Source organism: Pseudomonas aegrilactucae, from assembly GCF_019168305.1.
Taxonomy (GTDB): domain Bacteria; phylum Pseudomonadota; class Gammaproteobacteria; order Pseudomonadales; family Pseudomonadaceae; genus Aquipseudomonas; species Aquipseudomonas aegrilactucae.
This window is the reverse complement of sequence record NZ_JAHTBI010000010.1, coordinates 38,349-64,666: the sequence shown is the minus strand read 5'-3', so window position 1 is coordinate 64,666 and position 26,318 is coordinate 38,349. Positions and strand designations below refer to the sequence as shown.

General features: G+C 64.1%; 24 protein-coding genes and 2 pseudogenes. 20 read left to right on the top strand and 6 right to left on the bottom strand.

Annotated elements, in window-relative coordinates; all coding sequences use genetic code 11:
• The first annotated feature begins 3 nt into the window (after positions 1-3).
• Genes KUO17_RS03520 through KUO17_RS03500 form a run of 5 tightly spaced genes read left to right on the top strand, consistent with a single transcriptional unit; the run spans position 4 to position 6,303 of the window.
• Entirely contained in the window at positions 4-1,056 is a 1,053-nt protein-coding gene (locus KUO17_RS03520; RefSeq protein WP_217973636.1) for an NADP(H)-dependent aldo-keto reductase, read from the top strand.
• Positions 1,057-1,085: 29 nt separating this feature from the next.
• Complete coding sequence (locus KUO17_RS03515) at positions 1,086-1,976, top strand: ABC transporter permease (protein ID WP_217973635.1); 891 nt, start codon at positions 1,086-1,088, stop codon at positions 1,974-1,976.
• A complete protein-coding gene (locus tag KUO17_RS03510; RefSeq protein ID WP_217973634.1) occupies positions 1,973-3,628 on the top strand; it encodes a dipeptide ABC transporter ATP-binding protein in 1,656 nt (551 codons plus the stop codon). Before KUO17_RS03515 ends, KUO17_RS03510 begins: the two co-directional genes overlap by 4 nt.
• 50 nt (positions 3,629-3,678) lie before the next feature.
• Positions 3,679-4,887, top strand: a complete 1,209-nt coding sequence (locus KUO17_RS03505) for an acyl-CoA dehydrogenase family protein (RefSeq protein WP_217973633.1) — start codon at positions 3,679-3,681, stop codon at positions 4,885-4,887.
• Between the two features lie 6 nt (positions 4,888-4,893).
• The gene (locus KUO17_RS03500; protein ID WP_255263387.1) at positions 4,894-6,303 is read left to right on the top strand and encodes an MFS transporter; all 1,410 of its coding nucleotides are present in this window, start codon (positions 4,894-4,896) and stop codon (positions 6,301-6,303) included.
• Here KUO17_RS03500 and KUO17_RS03495 read toward each other — a convergent pair.
• Both KUO17_RS03495 and KUO17_RS03490 read right to left on the bottom strand, forming a co-directional pair.
• Positions 6,304-7,403, bottom strand: a pseudogene (locus tag KUO17_RS03495) (sigma-54 interaction domain-containing protein).
• 10 nt (positions 7,404-7,413) lie between these two features.
• The gene (locus tag KUO17_RS03490) at positions 7,414-8,601 is read right to left on the bottom strand and encodes an acyl-CoA dehydrogenase family protein (RefSeq protein WP_217973632.1); all 1,188 of its coding nucleotides are present in this window, start codon (positions 8,599-8,601) and stop codon (positions 7,414-7,416) included.
• Positions 8,602-8,832: 231 nt separating this feature from the next.
• Here KUO17_RS03490 and KUO17_RS03485 point away from each other — a divergent pair, with 231 nt between their 5' ends.
• Entirely contained in the window at positions 8,833-9,048 is a 216-nt protein-coding gene (locus KUO17_RS03485) for a TOBE domain-containing protein (protein ID WP_043862773.1), read from the top strand.
• A 174-nt stretch (positions 9,049-9,222) separates the two neighbouring features.
• Here the strand turns inward: KUO17_RS03485 and KUO17_RS03480 are convergent, their stop codons facing one another.
• Positions 9,223-10,152: a site-specific integrase gene (locus KUO17_RS03480; protein ID WP_217973631.1), complete on the bottom strand. Its 930-nt coding sequence runs from the start codon at positions 10,150-10,152 to the stop codon at positions 9,223-9,225.
• Between the two features lie 176 nt (positions 10,153-10,328).
• Between KUO17_RS03480 and KUO17_RS03475 the strand changes: the two genes are divergently transcribed.
• The 7 genes from KUO17_RS03475 (at position 10,329) to KUO17_RS03445 (ending at position 18,402) form a co-directional block, all read left to right on the top strand.
• Positions 10,329-11,333, top strand: a complete 1,005-nt coding sequence (locus KUO17_RS03475; RefSeq protein WP_217973630.1) for a DNA-binding protein — start codon at positions 10,329-10,331, stop codon at positions 11,331-11,333.
• A gap of 152 nt (positions 11,334-11,485) precedes the next feature.
• Complete coding sequence (locus KUO17_RS03470) at positions 11,486-12,814, top strand: flavin-containing monooxygenase (RefSeq protein ID WP_255263386.1); 1,329 nt, start codon at positions 11,486-11,488, stop codon at positions 12,812-12,814.
• On the top strand, positions 12,814-13,224 hold the full coding sequence (locus KUO17_RS03465) for a RidA family protein (protein WP_003182257.1): 411 nt from the start codon (positions 12,814-12,816) through the stop codon (positions 13,222-13,224). The genes KUO17_RS03470 and KUO17_RS03465 overlap by 1 nt, the downstream gene beginning before the upstream one ends.
• A gap of 10 nt (positions 13,225-13,234) precedes the next feature.
• Positions 13,235-13,909 (top strand): DUF1028 domain-containing protein, encoded by a 675-nt coding sequence (locus tag KUO17_RS03460; RefSeq protein ID WP_217973628.1) that lies wholly within the window; start codon positions 13,235-13,237, stop codon positions 13,907-13,909.
• Positions 13,902-15,062 (top strand): acetylornithine deacetylase, encoded by a 1,161-nt coding sequence (gene argE / locus KUO17_RS03455; protein WP_217973627.1) that lies wholly within the window; start codon positions 13,902-13,904, stop codon positions 15,060-15,062. The genes KUO17_RS03460 and argE overlap by 8 nt, the downstream gene beginning before the upstream one ends.
• Before the next feature lie 137 nt (positions 15,063-15,199).
• Positions 15,200-16,240 carry a polyamine ABC transporter substrate-binding protein gene (locus KUO17_RS03450; RefSeq protein WP_217973626.1) on the top strand — a complete coding sequence of 347 codons (1,041 nt, stop codon included), beginning with the start codon at positions 15,200-15,202 and terminating at the stop codon, positions 16,238-16,240.
• A gap of 566 nt (positions 16,241-16,806) precedes the next feature.
• Positions 16,807-18,402, top strand: a complete 1,596-nt coding sequence (locus tag KUO17_RS03445; protein ID WP_217973625.1) for a DUF2599 domain-containing protein — start codon at positions 16,807-16,809, stop codon at positions 18,400-18,402.
• A gap of 17 nt (positions 18,403-18,419) precedes the next feature.
• On the opposite strand, the gene KUO17_RS03440 is transcribed toward KUO17_RS03445, so the two are convergent.
• Entirely contained in the window at positions 18,420-19,331 is a 912-nt protein-coding gene (locus KUO17_RS03440) for a LysR family transcriptional regulator (protein ID WP_217973624.1), read from the bottom strand.
• Between the two features lie 171 nt (positions 19,332-19,502).
• On the opposite strand from KUO17_RS03440, the pseudogene KUO17_RS27040 reads away from it, so the two are divergent.
• The 7 genes and pseudogenes from KUO17_RS27040 to KUO17_RS03410 form a co-directional block, all read left to right on the top strand.
• Positions 19,503-20,327, top strand: a pseudogene (locus tag KUO17_RS27040) (cache domain-containing protein); the annotation flags it as partial.
• Between the two features lie 102 nt (positions 20,328-20,429).
• On the top strand, positions 20,430-21,185 hold the full coding sequence (locus KUO17_RS27035; protein ID WP_425274825.1) for a methyl-accepting chemotaxis protein: 756 nt from the start codon (positions 20,430-20,432) through the stop codon (positions 21,183-21,185).
• 103 nt (positions 21,186-21,288) lie between these two features.
• Positions 21,289-21,501 carry a hypothetical protein gene (locus tag KUO17_RS03430; protein ID WP_217973622.1) on the top strand — a complete coding sequence of 71 codons (213 nt, stop codon included), beginning with the start codon at positions 21,289-21,291 and terminating at the stop codon, positions 21,499-21,501.
• Between the two features lie 86 nt (positions 21,502-21,587).
• Positions 21,588-22,280: a helix-turn-helix transcriptional regulator gene (locus KUO17_RS03425; RefSeq protein ID WP_217973621.1), complete on the top strand. Its 693-nt coding sequence runs from the start codon at positions 21,588-21,590 to the stop codon at positions 22,278-22,280.
• 9 nt (positions 22,281-22,289) lie between these two features.
• A complete protein-coding gene (locus tag KUO17_RS03420) occupies positions 22,290-23,081 on the top strand; it encodes a PhzF family phenazine biosynthesis protein (RefSeq protein WP_217973620.1) in 792 nt (263 codons plus the stop codon).
• A 14-nt stretch (positions 23,082-23,095) separates the two neighbouring features.
• A complete protein-coding gene (locus tag KUO17_RS03415; RefSeq protein ID WP_217973619.1) occupies positions 23,096-23,557 on the top strand; it encodes a RidA family protein in 462 nt (153 codons plus the stop codon).
• Between the two features lie 13 nt (positions 23,558-23,570).
• Positions 23,571-24,488 (top strand): pyridoxal-phosphate dependent enzyme, encoded by a 918-nt coding sequence (locus tag KUO17_RS03410; RefSeq protein WP_217973618.1) that lies wholly within the window; start codon positions 23,571-23,573, stop codon positions 24,486-24,488.
• 6 nt (positions 24,489-24,494) lie between these two features.
• Here the strand turns inward: KUO17_RS03410 and KUO17_RS03405 are convergent, their stop codons facing one another.
• Together KUO17_RS03405 and KUO17_RS03400 are read right to left on the bottom strand one after the other, a co-directional pair.
• Positions 24,495-25,202: an MgtC/SapB family protein gene (locus KUO17_RS03405; protein WP_217973617.1), complete on the bottom strand. Its 708-nt coding sequence runs from the start codon at positions 25,200-25,202 to the stop codon at positions 24,495-24,497.
• 379 nt (positions 25,203-25,581) lie between these two features.
• On the bottom strand, positions 25,582-26,304 hold the full coding sequence (locus KUO17_RS03400; protein ID WP_255263385.1) for a Crp/Fnr family transcriptional regulator: 723 nt from the start codon (positions 26,302-26,304) through the stop codon (positions 25,582-25,584).
• Between the last annotated feature and the right edge of the window lie 14 nt (positions 26,305-26,318).

The window sequence follows — 26,318 nt, the reverse complement described above, 5'->3', positions numbered from 1 at the left end:
CGCATGAACTACCGCACACTGGGCAACACCGACCTCAAGGTCAGCCTGATCGGCCTGGGCACCATGACCTGGGGCCACCAGAACAGCGAGCAGGACGCCCACCAGCAGCTCGACCTGGCGCTGGACCACGGGGTCAACCTGATCGACACCGCCGAGATGTACCCGACCCCGACCCATGCCGATACCTGGGGCAGCACCGAACGTTTCATCGGCACCTGGCTGGCCAGGACCGGCCGGCGCAGCGATATCGTGCTGGCCAGCAAGATCATCGGCCCGTCCCGCCAGCCCGGCAGCGGTGCGCATATCCGCGATGGCCTGACCCGGCATGACCGCGCCAACATCGTCGCCGCGCTGGACGGCAGCCTCAAGCGCCTGCAGACCGACTACCTGGACCTGTACCAGTTGCACTGGCCCGACCGCACCACCAACATCTTCGGCCAGCGCGAATACCCCTATGTCGACGATCCGCAGGCCATCGCCATCAGCGAAACCCTGAGCGTGCTGGCCGAGCAGGTGCAGGCCGGCAAGATCCGCCATCTCGGCGTATCCAACGAAACCCCGTGGGGGGTTGGCCAGTTTCTGCGCGCCGCCGAGGTGCAGGGGTTGCCGCGCATCGTCAGCATCCAGAACCCCTACAGCCTGCTCAACCGCCTGTACGAAGGCGGCCTGTCGGAGTACAGCCACCGCGAAGGGGTCGGCCTGCTGGCCTATTCGCCACTGGCGTTCGGCGCGCTCACCGGCAAGTACCTGGGCGGCGCACGCCCCGAGGGTTCGCGGCTGTCGTCGGTGTACCGCACCTTCAACCGTTACGACAGCGGACCCGCACAGCAGGCCATCGCCGGCTATGTAGCGCTGGCCCGTGAGCTGCACGTGAGCCCCGCGCAACTGGCCCTGGCGGCGGTGATCGCCAAGCCCTTCGTCAGCAGTGCGCTGACCGGGCAGACCAGCCTTGCGCAACTGCGCGAGAACATCGGCGCGCTGGACCTGCAACTGAGCCCCGAGACCCTGGCGCGCATCGAACAGATCCACGCACTGACCCCCAACCCGGCGCCGTGAGCCGCTACCCCTTGTCTGTGGAGGTGCCCATGGCGCCCGTCAATCAAAGTGCAAGCCTGGGCCTGGTGCAGGCCGAGCCGTTGTTCGTCGCGCAGCGTCGCAGTACGCGGCGCTGGGTCGTGCGCCCAGGCCTGGTCCTGGCCGGGTTGTTCGTGCTGCTGCTGGTGATCGCGGCCATCCAGCCCGGCTGGCTGGTGGCGGGCGACCCGCTGGAGGCCAGTGCCCGTCAGGCATTTCGTGCCCCCGACAGCCTGCACTGGCTGGGCACTGATGAAAACGGCCGCGACATTCTGACCCGGCTGGTGTACGCGGTGCGTCCGTCGCTGGTACTGGGGCTGGCCGCCACCGCCATCGGCCTGCTGCTGGGCACCGTGTTCGGCCTGGCGGCAGGCCTGGGGCCACGCTGGCTGGACGGCGCGGTAATGCGCGGGGTCGACGTGCTGCTGGCGTTCCCCGACCTGTTGCTGGCGCTGGTGATCATCACCTTCTTCGGCCAGGGCCAGCTCAACACCATTATCGCGGTGGGTATTGCCAGCGTGCCGCGCTATGCACGCCTGGTGCGTGCGCAAACCCTGGTGGTACGCGGCGCCGGCTACGTCGAGGCGGCCACCACCCTGGGCCTGGGGCGGGGATCGGTGATCGTGCGACACGTGCTGCCCAATGCGATCAAACCGATCCTGATCCTGGCCACCATCGGCATCGGCGGCAACATCGTCGCCGGCGCCGCTTTGAGCTTCCTGGGCTTTGGCGCACCGCCGCCCGCGCCGGAATGGGGCGGCATGCTCGCAATCGGCCGCAACTACCTGGCCAACGCCTGGTGGCTGGTGGCCTGGCCGGCCCTGGCCATCACATTGACCGTGGTATCGATCAGTGCGATCGGCCGCGAACTGCTGCGCCGCAGCGAAGGTAAACGCCCATGAGCAACCCACCCCTGATCGATGTGCAAGACCTGCAGGTACGCTTCGGTGCGCACGCCGCGCCCACCCTCAAGGGCATCAGTTTCCAGCTGCACCAGGGTGAGTGCCTGGCGCTGGTGGGCGAGTCGGGCTCGGGCAAGAGCGTCACCTCGCGCACCCTGGCCGGCCTCACCGGCGTCAATGCGCAGATCCAGGCCAGCCGCCTGTCGTTCGCCGGGCACGACCTGCGCCAGTTCGACGAGCGCACCTGGCGCAACGTGCGCGGTGCGCAGATCGGCTTTGTCATGCAGGACGCGCTGGGCTCGCTCGATCCGCTGCGCCCAGTGGGCAAGGAGATCGCCGAACCGCTGCAACTGCATACCGAGCTTGACCGGGCACAGCGCCAGGCCAGGGTGATCGAGCTGCTGCGCTCGGTGGGGGTGCCGGAGCCCGAACTGCGGGCGCGGCAGTACCCCTACCAGCTGTCTGGCGGCTTGCGCCAGCGGGCGTTGATTGCCTCGGCGATTGCCTGCAACCCGCGCCTGCTGATTGCCGACGAACCCACCACCGCGCTGGACGCCACGGTGCAGGCGCAGGTACTGGCCCTGCTCGAATCGCTGCGTGGCGAGAGCACCGCGATGCTGATCGTCAGCCACGACCTGGCGGTGGTTTCGCGTCTGGCCAACCGGGTGGCGGTGATGCACAACGGGGTGATCGTGGAGCAAGGCAGCGTCGATGCCGTGCTGCACGACCCGCAGCATCCCTACACCCAGTACCTGCTGCGTGCCGGCAGGGCCGTGCACTTTCGCCGCACCCCGGGTGCTGCCCGTGCGCCACTGGCAATCGTGCCGACGCAGGCGCCGCAAGACCCGCCGCTGTTGCAGGTGCGCGCGCTGAGCAAGGCGTTCAAGGGCCCGGACGGCAAGCTGCGCACCGTGGTCAATCAGGTGTCGCTGCAACTGCGCCGTGGCAAGACCCTGGGCATCGTCGGCGAGTCAGGCTCGGGCAAGACCACCCTGACCCGCATGATCCTGGGGCTGGAAACCCCCGACAGCGGCGATATCCAGATCAAGGGCCAGCCCTGGCTGAAGCTCTCCGAGGCGCACAGGCGCCAACTGCGCCGCAGTATCCAGGTGGTGTTCCAGGACCCGCTCAGCTCCTTCGACCCGCGCTACAGCGTGCAGCGTGTGCTGTTCGAGGCGCTTGAGGTGGCGGGGCACAAGCGTGCCGACTGGACACGCCGCGCCGAAGAACTGCTTGGCCTGGTGCGCCTGGACCCGGCGCTGCTGGAGCGTCGCCCCATCGAGCTGTCGGGCGGCCAGCGCCAGCGCATCGCGATTGCCCGCGCCCTGGCGGCCGGGCCGCAGATACTGGTGTGCGACGAGCCGGTTTCGGCGCTGGACGTGTCGGTGCAGGCGCAGATTCTCGAACTGCTCGATGACCTCAAGCAGCGCCTCGGCCTGGCGTGCCTGTTCATTTCCCACGACCTGGGCGTGATCAACCATGTCAGTGACGAGGTGCTGGTGATGAAAGACGGCGTGGCAGTGGAAAGCGGCCCGGTGCGCGAGGTGTTCGACCACCCGCAGCACCCTTACACGCTGGCCTTGCTGGACGCCATCCCGCACCTGGAAAGCGGGCGTCGCACGTCCTTCGAATTCCTCAAGCTGGCGATCTGAATGCAGCAACGAACCAGCCTGGTCTTTTTCAAACGCCCAAGGAGGCGCCAATGCCACATCTGTCCGAAGTACCCAAGCCCGCGTTGACCAGTATCGCGCAGTTGCACGAGCGCCTGGACGCGCTGTTGCCGCAGATCGCCAGCGGTGCAGCCGAGCGTGAGCGCGAGCGGCAATTGCCCTATGACGCGATCCGCCAACTGGCCGCCGCCGGCCTCTACACCGCCCGCATCCCCGTAGCCTACGGCGGCCCGGGTGGCGCGGTAGGCGATGTGATCGGCCTGCTGCTGCGGGTTGCGGCCGTGGACTCCAATGTCGCCCAGGCCATGCGCCCCGGCTTTGCCTTTGTCGAAGGCTTGCTGGCCGCCCGGCATGAGGGTGCCGAGCAGGAGCGCCAGCGCTGGTTCGCGCGCTACCTCGACGGCGCGGTGCTGGGCAACGCCGGCTGGGAAGTGGGCGGCGCCAACGGTGCGATCAGCGCACGCATCGTGCGCGAGGGCGAGCACTACCGCGCCACCGGCAGCAAGTACTACAGTACCGGCGCGCTGTATGCCGACTGGGTCAGCGCGGTAGCGCTGGACGAACACGACCAGCCGGTGTCCTTCGTGTTGCCACGTGATCGCCTGGGTCTGGAGCTGGTGGATGACTTCGACGCCATGGGCCAGCGTCTGACGGCCAGCGGCACCACACGCCTGAACGATGTGCAGGTGCTGGCCAGCGAAATCCGCCCGCGCACCGTGGAGGAGGGCAAGCGCACCATCGTCACACCGTTCCTGCAGCTGTTCCTGGCCACCGTCGAGGCCGGGATCGCGCGCAATGCGCTGGACGATGCGGTGTACTTCGCGCGTGAGCACGCACGGCCGATCAAGCACAGCAGCGCCAGCCAGTCGGTGGACGACCCCTATGTGCAACTGAGCGTTGGCGAGGTCGCGGCGCGCGCGTTCACCGCCGAGGCGGTGGTGCTCAAGGCCGCGGCCAGCATCGATCGTGCCTGGGCCGTGCAACTGGAGCCGCAGGCCGTTGACCAGGCCGCCATCGACGTGGCCCAGGCGCAATACATTGCCGCCGAGTCGGCACTCAAGGCCGCCGAACTGCTGTTCGACGTGGGCGGCGCCTCCACCACCGGGCGCCGCCACAACCTCGACCGGCACTGGCGCAATGCGCGCACTGTGGCCAACCACAACCCGCGCCACTGGAAGGCGGCCGCGGTCGGCACCTGGCACCTCAAGGGCACGCCACCACCGACCTCGGGACTGTTCTGAGTGACCATGGCCGAACCGCTGCCAAGCACCCGGCCGCTGTCGCGCCGGGTACCGATGATCATCGGCTGCGCGCTGTGCATGGAACTGATCGATGCCACCGTGGTGATGACCGCACTGCCGCAGATGGCCAGCGACTTCGGCGCGCCCAGCGTGCGCATGAACCTGGTGGTGTCGCTGTACATGCTGGCCGCCGCGCTGTGCGTGCCGGTCAGTGGCTGGGCGGCCGATCGTTTCGGCCCGCGTCGCCTGTTCGTGGTGGCGATCGTGCTGTTCATCGCCTCGTCGCTGGCCTGCGCGGCCTCCACCTCACTCCTGCAACTGTGCCTGGCGCGCATGCTGCAAGGCGCGGCGGGGGCGATGATGGTGCCGGTGGGGCAGGTGATCCTGTTGCGCTGGTCGCCGCGCGAGCACTTGCTGCGCAACCTGTCGTACCTCACCATCCCGGCGCTGATCGGGCCGATGATCGGGCCGCCGCTGGGCGGGCTGATGGTGACCTTCGTGTCGTGGCACTGGATCTTCCTGATCAATCTGCCGATCGGCCTGCTTGGCATCGTACTGGTGTTGCGCCATGTGCCGCAGTACCCCGGTGTGCGGGGGCGGCGCCTGGATGTGCGCGGCCTGCTGCTCAGCGCCGTTGCGCTGGGGGCGCTGGTGTTCGGCTTCGAGGCGCTGGGGCATGGTTTGCTGCCGCGGCCCTGGGTGGTGCTGATGATTGCGCTGGGGCTGCTGTGCGGTGCGTTGTACATCCGCCACGCACGCCGTTGCGCCGAGCCGCTGCTGGACCTGTCGCTGCTGCGCATCCCCAGCTACCGCATCAGCTTCTGGGGTGGCAACGTGTTGCGCCTGGGCACCTCGTCATCGCCGTTTCTGCTGGTACTGCTGTTCCAGCTGTGCTTCGGCCTGAGCCCGTTGCATGCCGGCCTGCTGACCCTGGCCGGTGGTGCCGGTGCGTTTCTGATGAAGCTGCTGGCGGTGCGGGTGGTGCGCCGCTTCGGCATCCGTCGCACGCTCACCGGCAACGCGCTGCTGACCGGCCTGAGCCTGGCCGCATGCGCCAGTTTTACCAGCACTACGCCTTACTGGGTGATCGTGCTGATGCTGTTTGGCAGTGCGGTGATTCGTTCGCTGCAGTACAGCACCCTTGGCGCACTGACCTACGCCGACGTGCCCGCCGCCTTGAGCAGCCGGGCCAGCAGCCTGTCGGCGATGACGGTGCAGTTGAGCATGAGCCTGTCGGTGGGGCTTGCCGCGTCGCTGCTGGGCGCGCTGATGAACCTGCGCGGGCACACCACGCCCGCCACCAGCGATGTGGCCTGGGTCATGCTGCTGTGCGGGCTGGCGTGCATGGCATCGGCGCTGGTGTTCCGCCGCCTGGCGCCGGATGCGGGCAATGCGGTATACGCCGCGCGCGAGTGATCAGATCGACAGGTTGAGCACGCGCTCGCCCTGGGTGGTACCGGTGGGCCGGCGGCGATTGACCGCCAGCTCACCGATCTTGATCAGCCGCGTGCGCGTCACATTGCGGCTCAGCCCCAGCAGGGCGGCGGTGTGCACCTGGTTGTAATGGCTGAACCGGTAGGCGGCGCGCAGCAGTGCATCCTCGACCTGCTCGTGCAGCGCACCGGCCTGTTCCTCGAACAGCTTCTGGAAGGCCCGTTCAAGCAGGGCCTGGGCCGAGTCATCGGTGCCCGGGCTGTCGTCGGCGCGTTCGATGCGCATGTTCGACAGGCGCAGGTCATCCTGTTCGATCACGCCGTCACGGCAGATCAGCAAGGTGTGGTGAATCACGTTCTCCAGCTCGCGTATGTTGCCCGGCCAGCCGTAGCTGCGCAGCTTCTGCTCGGCCTGGCACTGAGCCTGACGTGCCCGTAACCCAGGCGCTGGCTGTAGGCCTCGATAAAGTGACGGGTCAGCGGCAGGATATCGCCGGGGCGTTCGCGCAGCGGCACCAGCTCCAGGCTGACCACGTCCAGGCGGTAGTACAGGTCTTCGCGAAAGTGCCCGGCATTGATCGCCTTTTCCAACTGCACGTTGGTCGCGGCCAGCACTCGCACATTGATGGGGATGCTCTTGCGCGAGCCCAGGCGCACCACTTCGCGCTCCTGCAGCACGCGCAGCAGCTTGACCTGGATCGGCATCGGCAAGTCACCGATCTCGTCGAGAAACAGCGTGCCGCCATTGGCTTCCTCGAACCAGCCGGCCTTGGCCGCCAGGGCGCCGGTAAATGCACCTTTCTCGTGGCCAAACAGCTCGGCCTCCACCAGCGATTCGGAGAACGCGCCACAGTTGACCGCCACGAACGGCTTGTCGCGCCGGCCGCTGAGGTTGTGGATGTGGCGTGCCACCAGCTCCTTGCCGGTACCGGTCTCGCCGATGATCAGCACGCTGGCTTCGCTTGGCGCCACCTGTTGCAAGTGCGCCAGCAGCGCCCGCGACTTGGGGTCTTCGAACACTTGCGCGGTAGCGCGGATCGAGGTGGCCAGGGCGGGCGAGGGCGGTAGGGTCAACAATTGCATGGCAGTCACACTATGAATAGAACGTCGGAATCGGCAGGCGCTGGTTCAAGGCCCAGTCACCCAGTTCATGGAGTTTGTAGTCGAGCGGGTCGTGCAGGCTCTGCGTGCGCAGGTTGCGCCAGTGCCGGTCGAGCCCGACCGAGGTCTGCGTGGCGCGGGCCCCGGTCACCTCGAAGACCTTGCTGCACAGCTCCAGCCCGTCGCGGCTGGCGGCCACCTTGGCGGTGGCGATGGCCACGGCGACCTGGCCACGTTGCTCGGCGCTCAATGCTGCACCCTTGGTCCAGGCCTGATCGAGTTCGCGAGCGGCGTGATCAAGAAGCAGCCGTGCGCCCTGCAGACGTACCCAGAAGTCACCGAAATGGCCGAGCACGTAAGGGTCTTCATGGCTGCTGTGGGCGCTGGACTTGAACCACGGGCGAGTTTCCTTGAGGGTGTACTCGCGGGCTTCGTCGAAGGCACCTTCGGCGATGCCGAGAAAGATGTTGGCAAAATGCAGTTGCGCGATCAGTGGGCGCAGGCAGGCGAACGGCGTGCTCAAGGGGCCGGGGTCCAGCAGCAGGTCGCTTTCTTCGACGCGCACGCGCTCGAAGGTGGCGCTGCCGCTGTCGGTCTGGCGCTGGCCCATGTTGTTCCAGTCGTTGTGCAGGGTGATGCCGGTGCGCCCGCTTGGGATTGCGGCAATCAGCAGTTTGCCGCCGGCGCTTTCATCGACCGCCGAGGCGATCAGCATCTCGGAGTCGCTGGCCCCGGAGCAGAAGCTTTTCTTGCCGGAGAACTCACGCCAACTGCCGTGGTGGCGGACCACCGTGCGGGTGTCGAGCGGATTCAGGGCGTTGCCCCAGAACCAGTTCTTGCGTGCGGTCAGCTCGAACCACGGCTGCCATTGATCGGGGGCGCCGAACAGACGCACCGTGGCCAGCATCAGGTGATGAAAGCCGAACACGTGGGCAATCGAGCTGTCGACACGGGCGAACGCGCGCACCACCTCGAAGGTCTGCGTCCAGTTGGCACCCAGGCCGCCGAATTCACGTGGGATGCTCAGTGCCAGCAGGCCACTGTTGCGCAGGGCATCGCGCTCGGCCTTGGGCGTACCGCCCTGGTGATCACGCTCGACCACGCTGCGGGCGAACTCGCTGGCCAGGTCTTGTGCAATCAGCAATGGAGAGGGTCGTGAAGTGTGCAACGTGGCGCTCACACGGGTTACCTGTACGAATAAGGTTCAGGCCTTGCGGCCGGGCTTCTTGGATCCTAAATGATCTAAAAAACCATAAATAAATAACTTATAGGCATTTGCATATGCGAATTCATATATTTCTAAAAAGAATATATTTGTCGTTATTTATTCTTTTTGATTTTTAGGCGAGGGGTGCACTCTGCTCATCACGCACTGCAACCACGGTGCCCCCTACCGTTAAGGAGCTACACCATGACCATCAAGGCGATCAACGTACGCAACCAGTTCAAGGGCACCATCAAGGAGATCATCGAAGGCCCGGTGGTCTCGGAAATCGACGTGCAGACCCAGGCCGGCATCGTCACCTCGGTCATCACTACCCGTTCGGTGCATGAGTTGGAGTTGCGCATTGGCAGTGAAGTGATTGCCTTTGTGAAATCCACCGAGGTGTCGATTGCCAAGCTATAACCGTTCGATCGCACGCTTATTCACAACATGACTGAAAACCTGTGATTTGTGCCAGTAGCCCGCGCCGGTAGCCCTCCTTAGCCTGGAGGTACCAGGCACGGACACTGCACAAATCATGGGGAAGCCGTCATGCATGCGTCACCCGATGACGAGCACGCCAACCACCCGTCTCCCTCATGGGGCCGGCAATAGCGCCAGCTCGCCAAACGATGCCGACGCATCCACATACCGCAGTGCCGATTTCATGTCGCGCCAGCCGACGTGGGCCATCAGCGCCTTGAGGTCCCAGCCATTGCCGCTGGCCCAGGTGGCAAAGCCGCGGCGTAGCGAATGGCTGCTGTACAGGCTGGCGGGCAGCCCGGCACTGGCAAAGATCCTGCGCAGCAGGGCGATCAGGCTGGCGCTGTTGAGCGCCTGTTCGCTCAGGTTGCCCCAGCGGTCGAGCTTGCGAAACACCGGGCCGTGGGCGATGCCGGCCACGGTGATCCAGTCCAGATAGGCCTGTACCGGGCACAGGGTCTTGAGCGCCGGTGCGCGGTGGTGCACCCCGCGGCCCTGACGGTCGCCCTTGCTCTGCGGCAGGTAGAGCTGCATGCCCACACCCGCTTGGGCCTGAATGTGCTCGACGCGCAGGCGCGCCAGTTCATCACCGCGAAACCCACGCCAGAAACCGATCAGCAGCAACGCGATGTCACGCCGTGCACGCAGCAGCGTCGGCAGGCAGTGCTCGTGCTGCGCCTGCTCGGCCTGGGCGTGGAGTGTAGCGATGGTCTGCTGCAGGTGCTCCAGCGTCAACGCTGCCGCCTGGCGTTGCTCGGCCGGGTGCACGGCACGGATGCCCTTGAGCATCTGGCGCACCAGCGGCGCCTTGGTCGGGTCGGGGAAGCCCTGGCTGGTGTGCCACTGGCCGAGTGCGGCAAGGCGCTGGCGCAAGGTGTTGATCGAGTGCTGTTCGGCGTAGTCCGCCAGATAACGCGCGATGCTGTCTGCGGTGGCCGGCAGGAACCCGCCCCAGGTCACTTCGAAGTGCTCCACTGCAGCGCGATAGCTGCGTCGGGTGTTATCCCGTACGGCGGCGTCCAGGTAGCGATCAAGGGTGTTCATGGGCGGTTCCCTGCTGGCGTACGCCTGAGCGACGCGATAGTGCGGTTTTTGAAGTATCACATGCGATAAGCCGTGATTATTTCATCTTTTGATGAAAAACAAATTGGTATTTTTCTGCCTTGATATAGTATGTATTTACATTGTACATACCACATTACGAAATCGTAGGAGCACCCATGGCCCGTGGCGGCATCAACAAGGCAATCGTTCAGAAGGCGCGTCAGGCGCTGCTGGCCCGTGGTGAACACCCCAGCATCGACGCGGTACGTATCGAGCTGGGCAATACAGGGTCCAAAACCACGATTCACCGCTATTTGAAGGAGCTGGATGCGCAGCAGCCCACGCTGGCTGCAGACAAGCCGGGCATGAGCGAGGCGCTGGCCAACCTGGTCAGTCAACTGGCGCAGCAGTTGGTGGAGGAGGGCGATGCGCGCATCGAGACGGCGCAGGGCGTGTTCGAGCATGAAAAGGCGGCGCTGCAGGCAGAGCTGCACGCAAGCCAGCAGGCGTTGGCAGCCTTGCAACAGCAGCATCAGATCCAGGCTCAGGCGCTGGCGGTAGAGTCGGCGGAGCTTTCCACTACCCGCAGCGCCTTGCAGACCGAGCAGACGCGCAATGCCACGTTGAATCAGGCTGTGGGTGAGCTGAACCTGCGCCTGACGGACAAGGACGAACAGATCCAGTCACTGGAAGACAAGCACCAGCATGCACGCGATGCGCTGGAGCATTACCGTACCGCCACGCGTGAGCAGCGCGAGCAGGATCAGCGCCGGCATGAGGCGCAGGTGCAGCAGTTGCAGGTGGAGGTGCGCCAGTTGCAGCAGAGCCTGATCGTCAAGCAGGACGAGCTGACACGGCTTAACCGCGACAATGAGCGGTTGCTGGTGGAAGCGCGGCAGGTACAACGTGAGCGCCAGGCACTGCAGGATCAGCAGGCGCAGCAGGCCCAGGAGATCAAGACCTTGATGGCCAGCCTTGCGCAGTCGCTGGGCGCGCGGGAGGAGTTGCTGCGTCAGAACCAGGTGCTGGGGCAGCAGTTGGAGCAGGGCGTGGGTGAGCATCAGCGGCAGATGCAGGTGATCGAGCAGTTGCAGCGGTCGGTAGAAGAGCGCGATGCGGTGGTGGAGGCATTGAGGTCGGCAGCCGAGCCTGTGCAAGGCGAGGGTGAGCCGCAACGGTGAATGACGCCGCCGCACCGTCTGCGCAAAGCACCAAGGCTGTGCAACACGACCACGGCGGGACGTTTGGGGGGCACGCTTTTTCCTTGTCAGTGGCGACATAAATCATCATTTCGCTAATACCTGGCGGCGCACAGAATGCGGGCAACCCCCTCATGCAGAAGCACACCGCCATGACCGTTGATAACACTCGAATTGATACGCTCGTCGTAGGCGCCGGTCAGGCCGGCGTGGCGATGAGCGAGCACCTGGGCCGCCTCGGCGTGGCGCACCTGGTGCTGGAACGCAACCGCATTGCGCAAGCCTGGCGCACCGGGCGCTGGGATTCGCTGGTGGCCAACGGGCCGGCCTGGCATGACCGTTTCCCAGGGCTGGAATTCGAAGGCCTGGACGCCGACGCCTTCGCCGGCAAGGACCAGGTGGCCGACTACTTCGAAACCTACGCCGCGAAAATCAACGCACCGATTCGTACTGGCGTGGAGGTGCTCAAGGTTGAACGCAACCAAGGTCGCCCTGGATTTACCGTGCAGACCTCCCAAGGGGTGATCGAAGCCAATCAGGTAGTGGTCGCCACAGGCCCGTTCCAGCGTCCGGTGATCCCGCCGATTGCCCCGCAGCTTGCAGGGGTGGAGCAACTTCACTCGGCTGACTATCGCAACCCGCAGCAACTGCCCGAGGGCGCCGTGCTGGTCGTTGGCGCCGGCTCATCGGGCGTGCAGATCGCCGATGAACTGCAACGCGCCGGCAAGCAGGTCTACCTGTCGGTAGGCGCACATGACCGGCCGCCACGGGCGTATCGCAACCGTGACTTCTGCTGGTGGCTGGGCGTGCTGGGCCTATGGGACGCCGAAGGCGTGCAGCCCGGCAAGGAGCACGTGACCATCGCTGTGAGTGGCGCACGCGGCGGGCATACGGTGGACTTTCGCAAGCTGGCCCACCAGGGCATCACGCTGGTGGGCCTGACCCGTGCCTTCGATCAGGGCGTGGCGAGTTTTGAAAGCAACCTTGCCGACAACATCGCCCGCGGCGACGAGAACTACCTGGCACTGCTGGACGCCGCCGATGCCTATATAGAACGCAATGGCCTGGACTTGCCGCTGGAGCCCGAAGCGCGCCACATGCTGCCCGACCCGCAGTGCCTGTCCCAGCCGATTCTGGAGCTGGACCTGACCAAGGCCGGGGTGACCTCGATCATCTGGGCCACTGGCTATTCGACCGATTACAGCTGGCTCAAGGTCAACGCCTTCAAGCCCGACGGCAAACCGCAGCACCAACGCGGCGTGTCCAGCGAGCCGGGCATCTACTTCGTCGGCCTGCCATGGCTGTCGCGGCGCGGCTCGGCGTTTATCTGGGGCGTGTGGCATGACGCCCGGCATATCGCCGAGCACATCGTGAAACAGCGCACCTATTTCGACTACAAGGATGCCGCGCAACGCGGGGCTACCCACCACGACTCGAACGTTCAGCAACTGGGAGTACGTTGATGCCTACCCATACCCGCATCCGCATGTTCAACACCAAAGACACCTACCCCAACCAGACCCTGGACAACGACCTGTGCCAGGCCGTGCGGGCCGGCAACACGGTGTATGTGCGCGGCCAGGTCGGTACCGACTTCGATGGCCAACTGGTCGGCCTGGGCGACCCCCGGGCCCAGGCCGAACAAGCCATGCGCAACGTCAAGCAACTGCTGGAGGAGGCCGGCAGCGACCTCAGCCATATCGTCAAGACCACCACCTACCTGATCGACCCGCGCTACCGCGAGCCGGTGTACCAGGAGGTCGGCAAATGGCTCAAGGGCGTGTTCCCGATCTCCACCGGGCTTGTGGTCAGTGCCCTCGGCCAGCCGCAGTGGCTGATGGAAATCGATGTGATCGCGGTGATCCCCGAATAAGGAGCTGCACATGACGTTCTCTATCGTCGGGCGCTGCGCCGACACCGGCCAGCTGGGTATCGCCATCAGTTCATCGAGCATTGCCGTGGGCGCACGTTGCCCCTGGCTGCGCGCCGGTGTAGGCGCAGTGTCGAGCCAGAACATCACCTTGCCGGCACTCGGCCCGCAGATTCTCGATGGCCTGGCCAGCGGCCTTGCGCCGGGCATCGCACTGGACCAGGCGCTGTCCAGCAACGGCTATGGCCAGTACCGGCAGGTTGCGGTAGTGGACGCCAACGGCCAAACCGCCATTTTCAGCGGCAGCCATGCCCTGGGTACGCACAACGCGGTGGCGGGCGATCAATGTGTGGCGGCGGGCAACCTGCTGGCCAGCGCCGAGGTGATCCAGCGCATGGTCGAGGCTTTTGAAGGCACTGAAGGTTGCCTGGCGGCCCGGCTGCTCAGTGCCTTGCAAGCGGGCCAGCAGGCGGGCGGCGAGGCGGGCACCGTGCACTCGGCGGCGCTCTCGGTGGTGGGCGATCTGACCTGGCCGATCGTCGATCTGCGGGTGGACTGGGCCGATGAAGACCCGATCGGTGAATTGCACAGGCTCTGGCACGCCTACGAACCGCAACTGCAGGACTACCTGACCCGCGCCCTGAACCCGACCCTGGCGCCCAGCTATGGAGTACCTGGTGATGAGTGAATGGCGCAGCCGCAGCCTGCTGGCACAGCTGGTCGGCTTCGCGACGGTCAGCCGTGACTCCAACCTGGCCTTGATCGAGTTCGTGCGCGACTACCTGGCCGCGCTGGGTGTGACCTGTGAACTGATCTACAACGCCGAGCGCAGCAAGGCCAACCTGCTGGCCAGCATCGGCCCGGCCGTGGCGGGCGGCGTGGTGCTTTCCGGCCACACGGACGTGGTGCCGGTCGACGGCCAGGCCTGGACGGTTGAGCCGTTCAGCCTCAGCGAGCGTGACGGCAAGCTGTTCGGTCGCGGCACGGCGGACATGAAAGGCTACCTGGCCTCGGTGCTGGCTGCCGTGCCGCTGTTTCTGGCAAGCCCGCTGCGCCGCCCGGTGCACCTGGCGTTCTCGTATGACGAGGAAGTCGGCTGCCTGGGCGTGCGCAGCCTGCTGGAGGTGCTGCCACAGCGCATCCCGGCGCCGGCACTGTGCCTGATCGGCGAGCCCACCGAACTCAAGCCGGTACTCGGGCACAAGGGCAAGCTGGCGATGCGCTGCCATATAAAAGGCGCAGCGTGCCATTCGGCGTATGCGCCCTATGGCGTGAACGCCATCGAGCACGCGGCACGCCTGATTGGCCACCTGGGCGAGATCGGTAAGCGCCTGGCCGCCCCCGAGCTGCACGACGAGCGCTTCGACCCGGCGTATTCGACGGTGCAGGTGGGGACGATCCAGGGCGGGACCGCGTTGAACATCGTGCCCGCTGATTGCCGTTTCGATTTTGAAGTGCGCGCGCTACCCGATTTCGCCCCGCAAACGGTGGCCGATCAATTGCAGGCGTACGCCGCCCGCGAGCTGGAGCCTGCGATGCAGGCGGTGAATGCGCACAGCGCAATTCATTTCGAGCCGTTGTCGAGCTACCCGGGCCTGGCCACGCCACCCGACAGTGCCGCCGCGCAACTGGTTGCCCGCCTGTGTGGCAGCGAGGCCTTCAGCACGGTGGCATTCGGTACCGAGGGCGGGCTGTTCGACCAGGCCGGGATACCGGCGGTGGTCTGCGGGCCGGGCAACATGGAGCAGGGCCACAAACCGGATGAATACATCAGCGTCGAGCAGTTGGCCGCATGTGATCGATTGATGGAGCGCCTGGCGGCTTACCTGAGCCAGGCCTGAACAGAAGACCGGCGAGTACAGCCGGCTACCATTGCACCTTTTCACTGCCGTAGAGCAGGACGACCGCCACCCGGTTGCCTAACAACACCCCTATACCGCCGCGCACGGGCGCGCCGGTCTTGTCGAGGAAGTGATCCATGTCCAGATCCTTGCGTTGCAGTGTTCCGTTTGCCCTGGCCCTGTTGAGCAGCAGTGTTTTCGCCGCGCCGCAGAACCTCACCGTCATCTCCTTTGGCGGCGCCACCAAGCAGGCCCAGGACAAGGCGTACTTTCAGCCGTTCAACGCCAGCGGTGCCGGCACCATCGTTGCCGGCGAGTACAACGGCGAGCTGTCCAGGATCAAGGCCATGGTCGATGTCGGGCACACCAGCTGGGACGTGGTCGAAGTGGAAAGCCCGGAGCTGTTGCGCGGCTGTGACGAAGGCCTGTTCGAGAAGCTCGACCCGGCGCGCTTTGGCGACCCGGCCCAGTTCGTGCCCGGCACCTTGAGCGAGTGTGGCGTGGCCACCTACGTGTGGTCGATGGTCATGGCGTATGACCAGGGCAAGCTGGCCAAGGCGCCGAGCTCGTGGGCCGACTTCTGGAATGTCACCGACTTCCCGGGCAAGCGCGGCTTGCGCAAGGGCGCCAAGTACACGCTGGAGATCGCGCTGCTGGCTGACGGGGTCAAAGCCGATGAGCTGTACAAGGTACTGGGTACGCCGGAAGGTGTCTCGCGTGCGTTCGCCAAGCTCGACCAGATCAAGTCCAGCATCCAGTGGTGGGAAGCCGGGGCGCAACCGGCGCAGTGGCTGATTGCCGGTGATGTGGTGATGAGCGCGGCGTACAACGGGCGTATCGCTGCGGCGCAGAAGGAAGGCATGAAGTTGAGCATCGTGTGGCCGCAGAGCCTGTACGATCCGGAGTACTGGGCAGTGGTGAAGGGCACGCCGAACAAGAAACTGGCCGAGGACTTCATCGCGTTCGCCAGCCAGCCGCAGACCCAGAAGGTGTTCTCCGAGAACATCCCTTATGGCCCGGTGAACAAGCAGGCGCTGGCCTTGCTGCCAGCCGATGTACAGAAGCAGTTGCCGACCGCCGAAGCCAACCTGGCCAACGCACGCGCGGTGGATGCAGAGTTCTGGGTTGACCATGGCGAGGAGCTGGAGCAGCGCTTCAACGCCTGGGCAGCACGTTGAGTTTGGTGAGTATCCTGCTCGTACGGTAGCCCCGCTACTGACATTTTTGTCAGTAGCGGTCTGTCGTTGCTCATCGTTACTGTTTGCCCTGCAAGGGGGCAACGGTGAGGGCGAGACATGAGCGGAGTGCGGTGGGACGCGCTGGTGTAGGCTGCCGACCAGGCGGTAACCGGCGTTGCAGGTGGCGCAACGACGCATGTGCGCGACTCCAGTCCGCACAGTGGGTCGAACCCCGCTGACCGTGTTAGACACTCGACGCTGCGGTGAAGGAAAGTTGCAATCCGCAAAGTGTTCAAGACCCGCTGCCTATTGTCATCGAATCATCATTGGTCGATGTTGTTATATTGATACCTATTGAGCGTTACTGCGCCGTAAGTGACGCTAAAAATATCGTGAAAAGTTGCACGGGGCCTGCGTACGCCTAATCATCCAACAAAGCGAATAGTATGCAAGCCGCCTGACGGGAGAGCGCTGGTATTTTTGTCAGTGGCGAGATTTTTCAATCACCTCTTATGATCGCTCTCAGAGTGGAACGTAATGTTTTGCTCGACAAGGAGAGTGCTGAAATGAAAAAAATCACCACTGGCTTTCTATCCGTCACTGCATGGATCCTGAGTTGCACTGCATTGTCTGGTGTCAATGCACAGGAAGGTATCTATATTGACAGCGCCACATGGGCGTTGCGCGATAGCCCCCGAGCGAAACAGCCCACCTGGACACTAAGTATCGTGCCCACAGCGAAAGGCCGCTCTATGGGCGAGCAGGAATTCGCCCAAGCATTCGAAGAACTTTCGAGAAACCATAGCCAGGACTGGCAATGGCGTGTTTACGATCGTGGGGTCATGCAACAACAATTCGAGTGCCACGCACGTTATACAAAAGAAAAGTACGACTGGAACATCGAACCCTTTCGCCCCTCTGTCCCCGATCAAGCGCAACTCTGGGCAGAGGGATGCAACCCTATAGATCAACAAAGTATTGATCGGCTCAATCAGATTGCTGCTGGAGATGAAAGTGGCAGTACGCTACTTGTCGGAATGCGCCTCGCCGAGAACCTGACAAAACGCTACTACGATACGCGCGATAATTGTGGCACCAGCAATCGCCCTGCTTTTTTATGTAGTGGGATCATTATGCGGGTCGTGGACAGGGCCAAGGTAAACCCGGTATGGAATACCAGTCGCACCTCACAAAAAGAGGGGCATAAAGGTGTGTCTTTCTCCTACATGAGAACCGATACGAAGTTTGCGGCACTGGCCTGGCATAACAATAGCGGCATTATTTTTTTTCCGAAGTTATCGGCGCCAGCGGGAAAGTCGAACCCGGAAGTGCTGTGTGCGTTTCCTGTTGATGCCTATGGCTGGCACAGGACGGATGGGCCGTGCGATAAACCGGAAAATTCATGCCGGGGAAAAGGAATTACCACCGGGGCACAGTGGCTTGCTCATTTCAGGTCACCTGGCGCGCAGCATGAAAAGTGCGGGTTCGACGTCAGCAAAAATGCCAAAGACAATAATCCAGCCGCGGACTTCATGGCGATCAGAGATGCGATGAAATTGCTCGGCAACGACCTGTTTGATCAGTGGAACGAATTGGTGCTCTATCCTTGGCAGCAAAACACGCCTGAGACCGTACCCTTGGAAGCGTTTTTCTATAGCGGCCAGGGTGTTGAAGAAGCCAGGAAGAACCAGACGGATTTCTATAACCAAGCCGGTAGAGTCATTCCGATTGTCCGAATTACCTTGCCAGCCAGTTTTGACCGCAGAGATCCTCCGGGCAAAGTCGATAAAAGCGAAGCCAGATTCGATTTCTTTGCGGTAGATCAGGCGATCATCCGGGGTACCGCCGCGCCGTCTGCACGCTGTGCGAATTATTTCGACTCCGCCAACTGGATAACCCGTGGCACCATGGTTTCGCTGTCGGTAGTGCCTTCGGCATGTGGCAGATATGTGGGGGACGCAGACCTCGACAATGCCATCGCCGAGTTGATGCATAAACATGGCCTGGACAGCCAATGGACCACCAACGACGGGGGTGGCATGCGTGCTCAACTGGAATGTGTATCACGATATGCAAGAGATTTCGCTCAGTGGAATCTCGAAGCATTCCGGCCGAAGCTGTCCTCCGAAGAGACCAGGCTGGCCAGTTGCAACCCGAGCTGACAGTGGCCTATGCGTTTTCACGTCAGCCACTGTCTGAACTGCTCCTTGCAGTAATCCACAAACAACTGCGCAGGCTTGGTCAGCTGCGCACGTTTGAGCCACGCGGCCACCAGCGCCGATCCGGTCACGTCTTCGGCGATATCCACGCACACCAGTTGCTGCCCGTCATACGTCAGGGTCGAACTGGGCCGCGTCACCAGCACCGCAAACCCAAACCCCTGGCCCACCATGCCGCGCACCATCTCGATCGACGGCGAGCTGAACACGATGTTCGGGCTCAGCCCCAGCTCTTCGAAGATGCTGACAAAATAGGTACGGCTAGGCTGCACATCCAGCAGGATCATCGGCTCCAGCGCCAGGTCACGCAGCGACACCTGGGCCTGGCCTGCAAACCGGTGCCCGGCCGGCAACAGCGCATAAGGCCGCTGCGGTGCGGTCAATGCCTCGGTCTGGATGGTGCTGTCCAGGTCGTGCTCGTAGAAGATCGCCAGGTCGAAACGGCCACCGGTCAGGCCCTGTACCAGCTCCTGCTGCTCACCATCCTGCAGGCGAATCTCTACGCCGGGGAAGCGCTGGCCAAAGCCTGCGATCAGACGCGGCAGGTACAGCGGGGCCACCGTCTCGAAACAGCCGATGTCGATCTGCCCACTCACTACGTCGTTATCGGCCAATGCGTTCTGCTCGAACTCATGGGCCATGCGCAACAGTTCCTGCGCCTTGCGATAGAACCGCGCGCCCCCAGGCGTGAGCGATACGCCCTGAGCGTGGTGGCGGATCAGCAACTGCACGCCAAAGCCGTCTTCCAACCCCTTGATGGCCGTGGAAATCGAGGGTTGGGCGATATACAGCTTGCGTGAGGCTTCGGCCACGCTGCCACAGTCGACGGTAGTGACGAAATATTTCAGCTGACGCAGGGTATACGACGCCACGGAACACCTCTGGTGGATGATTTTGCCTACCTTACCGGCCCTTCGCCGTTCTTGCGCAGCTATCGATACGGATTTTAGGGCGGTAAGGGCATATTTTCCTTCAGAAGTGTCCTGCAATGCCGATGACATTGAACACGCCTCTCGCATTCGCTAGAACCCCTCGAGGAGGGAATGATGCACATAAAACTAAAAACAAAAGTGCTGTTGCTGGCGGTGTTGCCAGTCTTGGTCTTTGCCTTGGTGATCAGTGGCGCAGCCGACCGCATCTTGCGTCAATTGGCCGAAAGCGAAGTGAACGAAACCCGCGAGCGCCTGGTGGAAGAAAGCCGCCAGAGCCTTGAGCACTACATCCAGATCGGCATGGGCTCGGTGCAGCACCTGTACGACGCTGCCAGCCCCGGCGACACCGCCAGCCGTGCCCAGGCCGTGGCCATCCTGTCGAAGATCAAGTACGGCAAGGACGGCTACTTCTTCGGCCACGACTCCAAGATCGTGCGGGTGTTTCGCGGTGACAGCCCGGTGGACGTGGGCAACAACCTGAGCGAGCGCCGCGACCCCAACGGCGTGTACGTCAACCGCGAGCTGGTGCGCGTGGCCAAGGATGGCAGCCATTACGTCAACTACAGCTCGCCATTGCCGGGCAACGAGTCGGTACTGGTGCCCAAGCTTGCCTACAACCTGTACCTGCCCAAGTGGGACATGGCGCTGGGCACGGCGGTGAACCTGGACAACATCGAACTGCGCATCCAGCAATTGCGTGCCGATATCGACCAGCGCATCGAGTCGATCCTGACCAGCATCCTGGCCATCGCTGCCGTGCTGCTGGTGTGTCTGGGGATTGCCGGCCTGATGCTGAGCAATACGTTGCTGCGCCCGCTGCAACTGATGAAAGACAACCTGGACGACATTGCCGCTGGTGAGGGCGACCTGACCCGCCGCTTACCGGCAGGCCCCGATGAACTGGGCCAACTGGCGGGCTCGTTCAACCGCTTTGTCGAGAAGATCCAGGGCCTGGTACGCCAGGTGGTGGAGCTCAGTGGCCAGCTGTCGACCCAGGTGCAAGCGGTCGAGAGCCAGAGCCGACGCTCCGAAACCGCCATGGAACAGCAGCGCCACGAAACCGTGCAGGTCGCCACGGCGATCAACGAGATGTCGGCGGCCGCCCAGGAAGTGGCGCACAGCGCACAGAACGCCGCCAATGCAGCGCAGCAGACCGATAGCCAGGGGCAGCAGGCCAAGCAGGTGGTGGACGGCAGCATCCAGCGCATTCATGCACTGGTGGAAGATATTCGTGGCAGCGAAACCTCGCTCGACAGCCTGCAGCAGGACGTGCAGTCGATCGTCGGGGTGCTTGGGGTGATCCGCTCCATTGCCGAGCAGACCAACCTGCTGGCGCTCAATGCGGCAATCGAGGCGGCGCGTGCCGGGGAAGCCGGGCGCGGCTTTGCGGTGGTGGCCGATGAAGTGCGCGGGCTGGCCAGCCGTACCCAGCAAAGCACCCAGGAAATCCAGGTGATGATCGATCGACTGACCGCCGGTACGCACTCGGCGGTGGACGCGATGCGCCAGTCCTGCGAGGCCGGCAGCAGCACCCGGGAACAGGCGACCCAGGCAGGCGTTTCGCTGGACTCGATGGCAACGCTGATCGGCACCATCAGTTCGATGAATGCGCAGATCGCCAGCGCCGCCGAAGAGCAGACCGCGGTGGCCGAAGAGATCAACCAGAGCGTGCACCAGATTGCCCAGGCAGTGGAAAGTGTGGCCGAACAGACCCGGCAGGGCGCCCAGACCGCGCAGAACCTGTCGTCGCTGGAAGGCCGTCTGCGCGCGCTGGTGGGGCAGTTCCGCATCTGAGTCACGCGCGTGGCCGTTGATCGGCTGGCGGGCACTGCCCGCCCTGGTCAGCCTCGAACAGGTATGGCCCAGATTGGCTGGACCTCGACCCGAGGTGACTGCAATGGCTAGCGACCCACGCCCGCAGGATGATCCACTGTGGAAGGACCCGATCAACAACCCTCAACGTGAGCACGACCCGGTGACCGATCCTAACGTGAACGGTGACCGGGATCGGCGCGAGGCACCCACTGATGTGGAGAGCCTTGCGGACGAGGCACCGCGCCAGGTGCCTGAACCAGACCAGCCGACGCCGCTGTCGGATGAGCGCCGCTAACGCGCCATCCCTGACAGAATTAGACGTTTTGTTGATTTTTATACCTTTTGTTGATATTTTCCCGGTTCGTCTTCTGGATAGACACCATGACACGCGAACCGGTCATTTCTTCAGAGCGCCAATGGGTGCTAGATGTACTGCAGGCCACCGTGCAGATGCTGGGTACGGTACTGGGCCGCAACACCGAAATCGTCCTGCATGACCTCACCCGCCCCGAGCATTCGGTGATCGCCATCGCCAATGGCCATGTCAGCGGGCGCAGCGTCGGCAGCCCGGTGCTCGCCGGCCCGCGCGAAGACCAGGGCTTCAACGCGGTGCTTCAAGCGATGCGCGAACCCGGCGGTCACGCCCCCGTAGTGGTGGGCAACTACCCGACCCAGGGCCGCGACGGCAAGACCTTTCGCAGTGCCACCGCGGTGTTCCGCGATGCCCAGGGCGAGCCCTTTGCCAGCCTGTGCGTGAACACCGACCTCAGTGGCATCGCCGCCGCCCAGGCCTGCCTGGAGCAACTGCTGCCCGCAACTGAGGTGGTGAGCGCCGCTTCCACCGACAGCCAACCCGACCTCGAACAACTGATGGCGCAGATCATCGATACCGCGCTGTCGGACGCGCGTAGCCAAGGCCGCAGGTTCGGCAAGGCGCAGAAGCTCGAGGCCGTGCGCCAGATGCACGAAGGCGGGCTGTTCATCGTCAAGGGCGCGGTGGAGAAGGCCGCAGCGGCCTTGGAGGTGACCCGCTACACCATCTACAACTACCTCGACGAAATCCGCAAAGGCTGAGGAGCCCCCATGCAAATACCGATCTATCAGGTGGATGCGTTCACCGACCAGGTGCTGGGCGGCAACCCCGCAGCCGTCTGCCCGCTCGCGGCGTGGCTGGACGACAGCACGCTGCAGCATATCGCCGAAGAGAACAACCTCTCGGAGACTGCCTATTTCGTCAAGGAAGGTGAGGGCTACCGGTTACGTTGGTTCACCCCGACGGTGGAAGTCGACCTGTGCGGTCATGCGACCCTGGCGGCCGCCTGGGTGCTGTTCAACGAACTGGGCGAGCGCGCCGACACCCTGCGCTTCTTTACCCGCAGCGGCGAGTTGCGGGTCAGCCGCGAGGGTGACCGGCTGGCCATGGACTTCCCGCTCAAGGACCCGCAGCCCGCGCCAATACCTGCCGGGTTGGCCAAGGCGCTGGGGTGCACGGTCGAAACGCTGCTGCTGAGCGACGACTACCTGGTGGTGGTCGACGATGCGCAGGTGATCGCTGCGCTCGCGCCGGATTTCGCCGCCTTGGCGCAGTTCGAGGTGCGTGGTATCGCAGTGACTGCGCCAGGCCGTGAGCATGATTTTGTGTCGCGCTGGTTCGGGCCGCGGGTGGGCGTCAATGAAGACCCGGTCACGGGCTCCGCACACACTTCGCTGGCCGCCTACTGGTCACGCAGGCTCGGCAAGGCTCACCTGCGTGCCGAGCAAGGCGGCGCGCGCAAGGGCCAACTGGAATGCCAGGTGCTGCACAACGGCCGGCTGATCATCAGCGGCAAGGCGGCGCTGTACCTGCGCGGCACCGTGTACCTGCCCACCCACTGAAAGGAGTTCGCCACATGAGCACCGACGTTTACCAGACACTCGCCCAGCTGGGCATCGAACTGCACGCCCCGGCGGCGCCGGCGGCCGCTTATCTACCCTGGGTGCAGAGCGGCAAGCTGCTGTTTCTGTCCGGCCATATCGCCCGCAAGGACGGTGCACCCTGGGTCGGTCAACTGGGGCTCGACCTGGACACCGCCACCGGCGCCCAGGCTGCGCGCGCGGTGGCCATCGACTTGCTGGGTACACTGCAGGCCGCCACCGGTGACCTGAACCGCATCGTCAAGGTGGTCAAGCTGCTGTGCCTGGTCAACAGCGCGGCGCACTACACCGAGCAGCACCTGGTAGCCAACGGTTGCTCGACCTTGCTGGCGCAGGTGCTGGGTGAACGTGGCCAGCATGCCCGCAGTGCCTTTGGTGCCAGCCAGATCCCGCTGGGCGCCTGTGTCGAAATCGAACTGATCGTTGAATTGGCCTGACCTGGAGCCTGCTATGTCGCTGCATCTGGAAACCCCGCTGGTGCCGTCGCGCCCGCTCAGCCTGGCAAGCGGCCAGAACGTCTGGCTCAAGCTGGATGCCCTGCAACCGTGCGGTTCGTTCAAATTGCGTGGTGTGGGGCTGGCCTGCCAGGCACATGCCCGGCAAGGCAAGCAACGCTTCGTGTCGTCGTCCGGCGGCAATGCCGGCATCGCCGTGGCGTACGCAGGGCGCTGCCTGGGCCTGCCGGTCACGGTGGTTGTGCCTGAAACGACCACCGAGCGCGCCAGGCAACTGATACGCCAGGAAGACGCTGAAGTGATCGTGCACGGCAAGGCCTGGCATGAAGCCAACGCCTACGCCCAGTCGCTGCTGACCGAGGACGCCGCGTTTATCCATCCCTTCGATGACCCGCTGTTGTGGCAAGGGCATGCCAGCCTGATCGACGAAGTGGTTGCCAGCGGTTTCAAGCCCGATGCAGTGGTGCTGTCGGTCGGCGGCGGCGGTTTGCTCGCCGGTGTGTGCGAAGGGCTCGCGCGCAATGGCTGGGCAGACCTTCCGGTATTTGCCGTGGAAACCGAAGGCGCCGCTTCGCTGGCGCTGTCCATGGCCGCCAACGCGCCGGCAGCCTTGGACGCGATCACCAGTGTCGCGACGTCACTGGGCGCCAAGCAGGTGTGCCAGCAGGCGTTCGAGTTGAGCCAGCAGCGTGCGGTGCACAGCCATGTCGTGACCGATGCACAGGCGCTCGATGCCTGCGAACGCTTCCTGCTCGACCACCGCATCCTGGTGGAGCCTGCCTGCGGTGCGGCACTGGCGCTGGCCTATGAACCGAGCGCGCCGCTCAAGCGCTACACCTCGGTGCTGGTGGTGGTGTGCGGCGGTGTGACCGCCACCCTCGACCAGATCCGTCAGTGGCGCGCCGACTGCTGAGTGCATTCAGTCGCTGGCCAGCTCGAACACCTGCCAGCGCACCGAGCTGACGCCTTTTTCAAGGCTCACCCGGCTTGCCAGGTGTTCGAGTTGCGAGGGTGCCTGCGGGTCGCCCATCAATTCGGCCCGTACCTCAAGCTTGGCCGGGTTGGGCAGGTCTTCGCTGTGCAGCGACTGCAGGCGCAGGCCGCCGCTGCCAAAGCTGTGCAGCATCAGGCTGCGTACCTGGATCTCGTCTTCGGCGCGACACACGATGCGTACCTCGTAGCGCTGCTCGGCTTCGCTGGCCGGCAGTACGTCCTGCTGGTTGAGGCGCTGGGCAATGTCGCGCAGCAGGATGTTGGCGCACAGCACTACCAAACTGCCCAGTGCCGCCTCCAGCAACAGCCCCAGGCTGCACAGCACGCCGACGGCTGCGGTGCACCACAGCGTGGCGGCGGTGTTCAGGCCGCGCACGTTCATGCCGTCGCGCATGATCACGCCACCGCCCAGAAAGCCGATACCCGACACCACGTACGCCGCCACCCGTGAAGCGTCGGCCGGGAGCATGCCCGGCACGGCCTGGGTCATCAGCACGAACAGGCAGGCGCCGGTGCTGACCAGCGCGTTGGTGCGAAGGCCCGTGAGGCGCTGGCGCAGTTGACGTTCGGCGCCGATCAGCGCCCCCAGTACCAGCGCGACCGCTACGCGCAGCAAGAATACTTTCCAATCCATACACCACCTCGACGCGCCGACAGTCCGTCGGCGTCTGGCGCGCACATGCGCAAAAAAATAAGGATGGCAACGGGTACGCGCAGCCGACTGCACCCGACACCGGGTGGGTCAACCATGGGGAAGGAAAGGGGGATGCGTCATCCGGGACCGGATGCGGATCGCCACTGACTACCGTGTTCGGTGAGCCAGTGGCAGCAGGATGCTGCTGGACTAGCTCGCCGGCTGTACCTGTCGCAATCGACTAGGGCAACTGTCCAATGCAGGACTCCTGTGCAGGCTTGCAAAAATGCGGGCGAGAAACTAACGCCGACAGGCATGACCGTCAAGGCGTTTATTCGCGTGGAAATGTGTTCATGCAGGCCATCAACCGCCCCTGCGGCTAGTCGCCAGAGGGCAAGTACGGCAATAGCCGATCCGTCTCCCGGCGCACCACGGCATAGCACTCGCAGCTCAGTTGCTCCAGCTGTGGTCGGTCGAGCACCTTGATATGCCCACGGCTGTACTCAATCACGCCCAGGCGCTGCAACTTGCCCGCCGCGTCGGTCACGCCTTCGCGGCGCACCCCCAGCATGTTGGCGATCAGTTCCTGGGTCATGTTCAGCTGGTTGCCGGCCAGCCTGTCCAGTGACAGCAGCAGCCAGCGGCACAGCTGCTGGTCGATGGAGTGGTGGCGATTGCACACGGCGGTTTGCGCCATCTGGGTGATCAGCGACTGGGTGTAGCGCAGCATCAGCAGCAACAGCTCGCCATGACGGTGGAACTCGTCCTTCAGCCGTTGCCCCGGCAGGCGCAAGGCAACGCCGGCACTCTGCACCACGGCCCGGTTGGGCGTGCTTTCACCGCCCATGAACACGGCGATGCCGACCAAGCCTTCGTTGCCGACGACGCAGATCTCCGCCGAGGCGCCGTTTTCCATCACGTACAGCAGCGAAACGATGGCGTCGATGGGGAAGTAGACATGCTCCAGCCTGTCGCCGGACTCGTAGAGCACCTTGCCCAGCGGCAGCGCGACCTGTTCGAGGTGGGGTAGCAGGCGCTCGCGTACAGGGGCGGGCAGGGCGGCGAGCAGGTAGTTGTATGGCGGGGTGTGAACATTGGACATGGGCGCCGGCATCC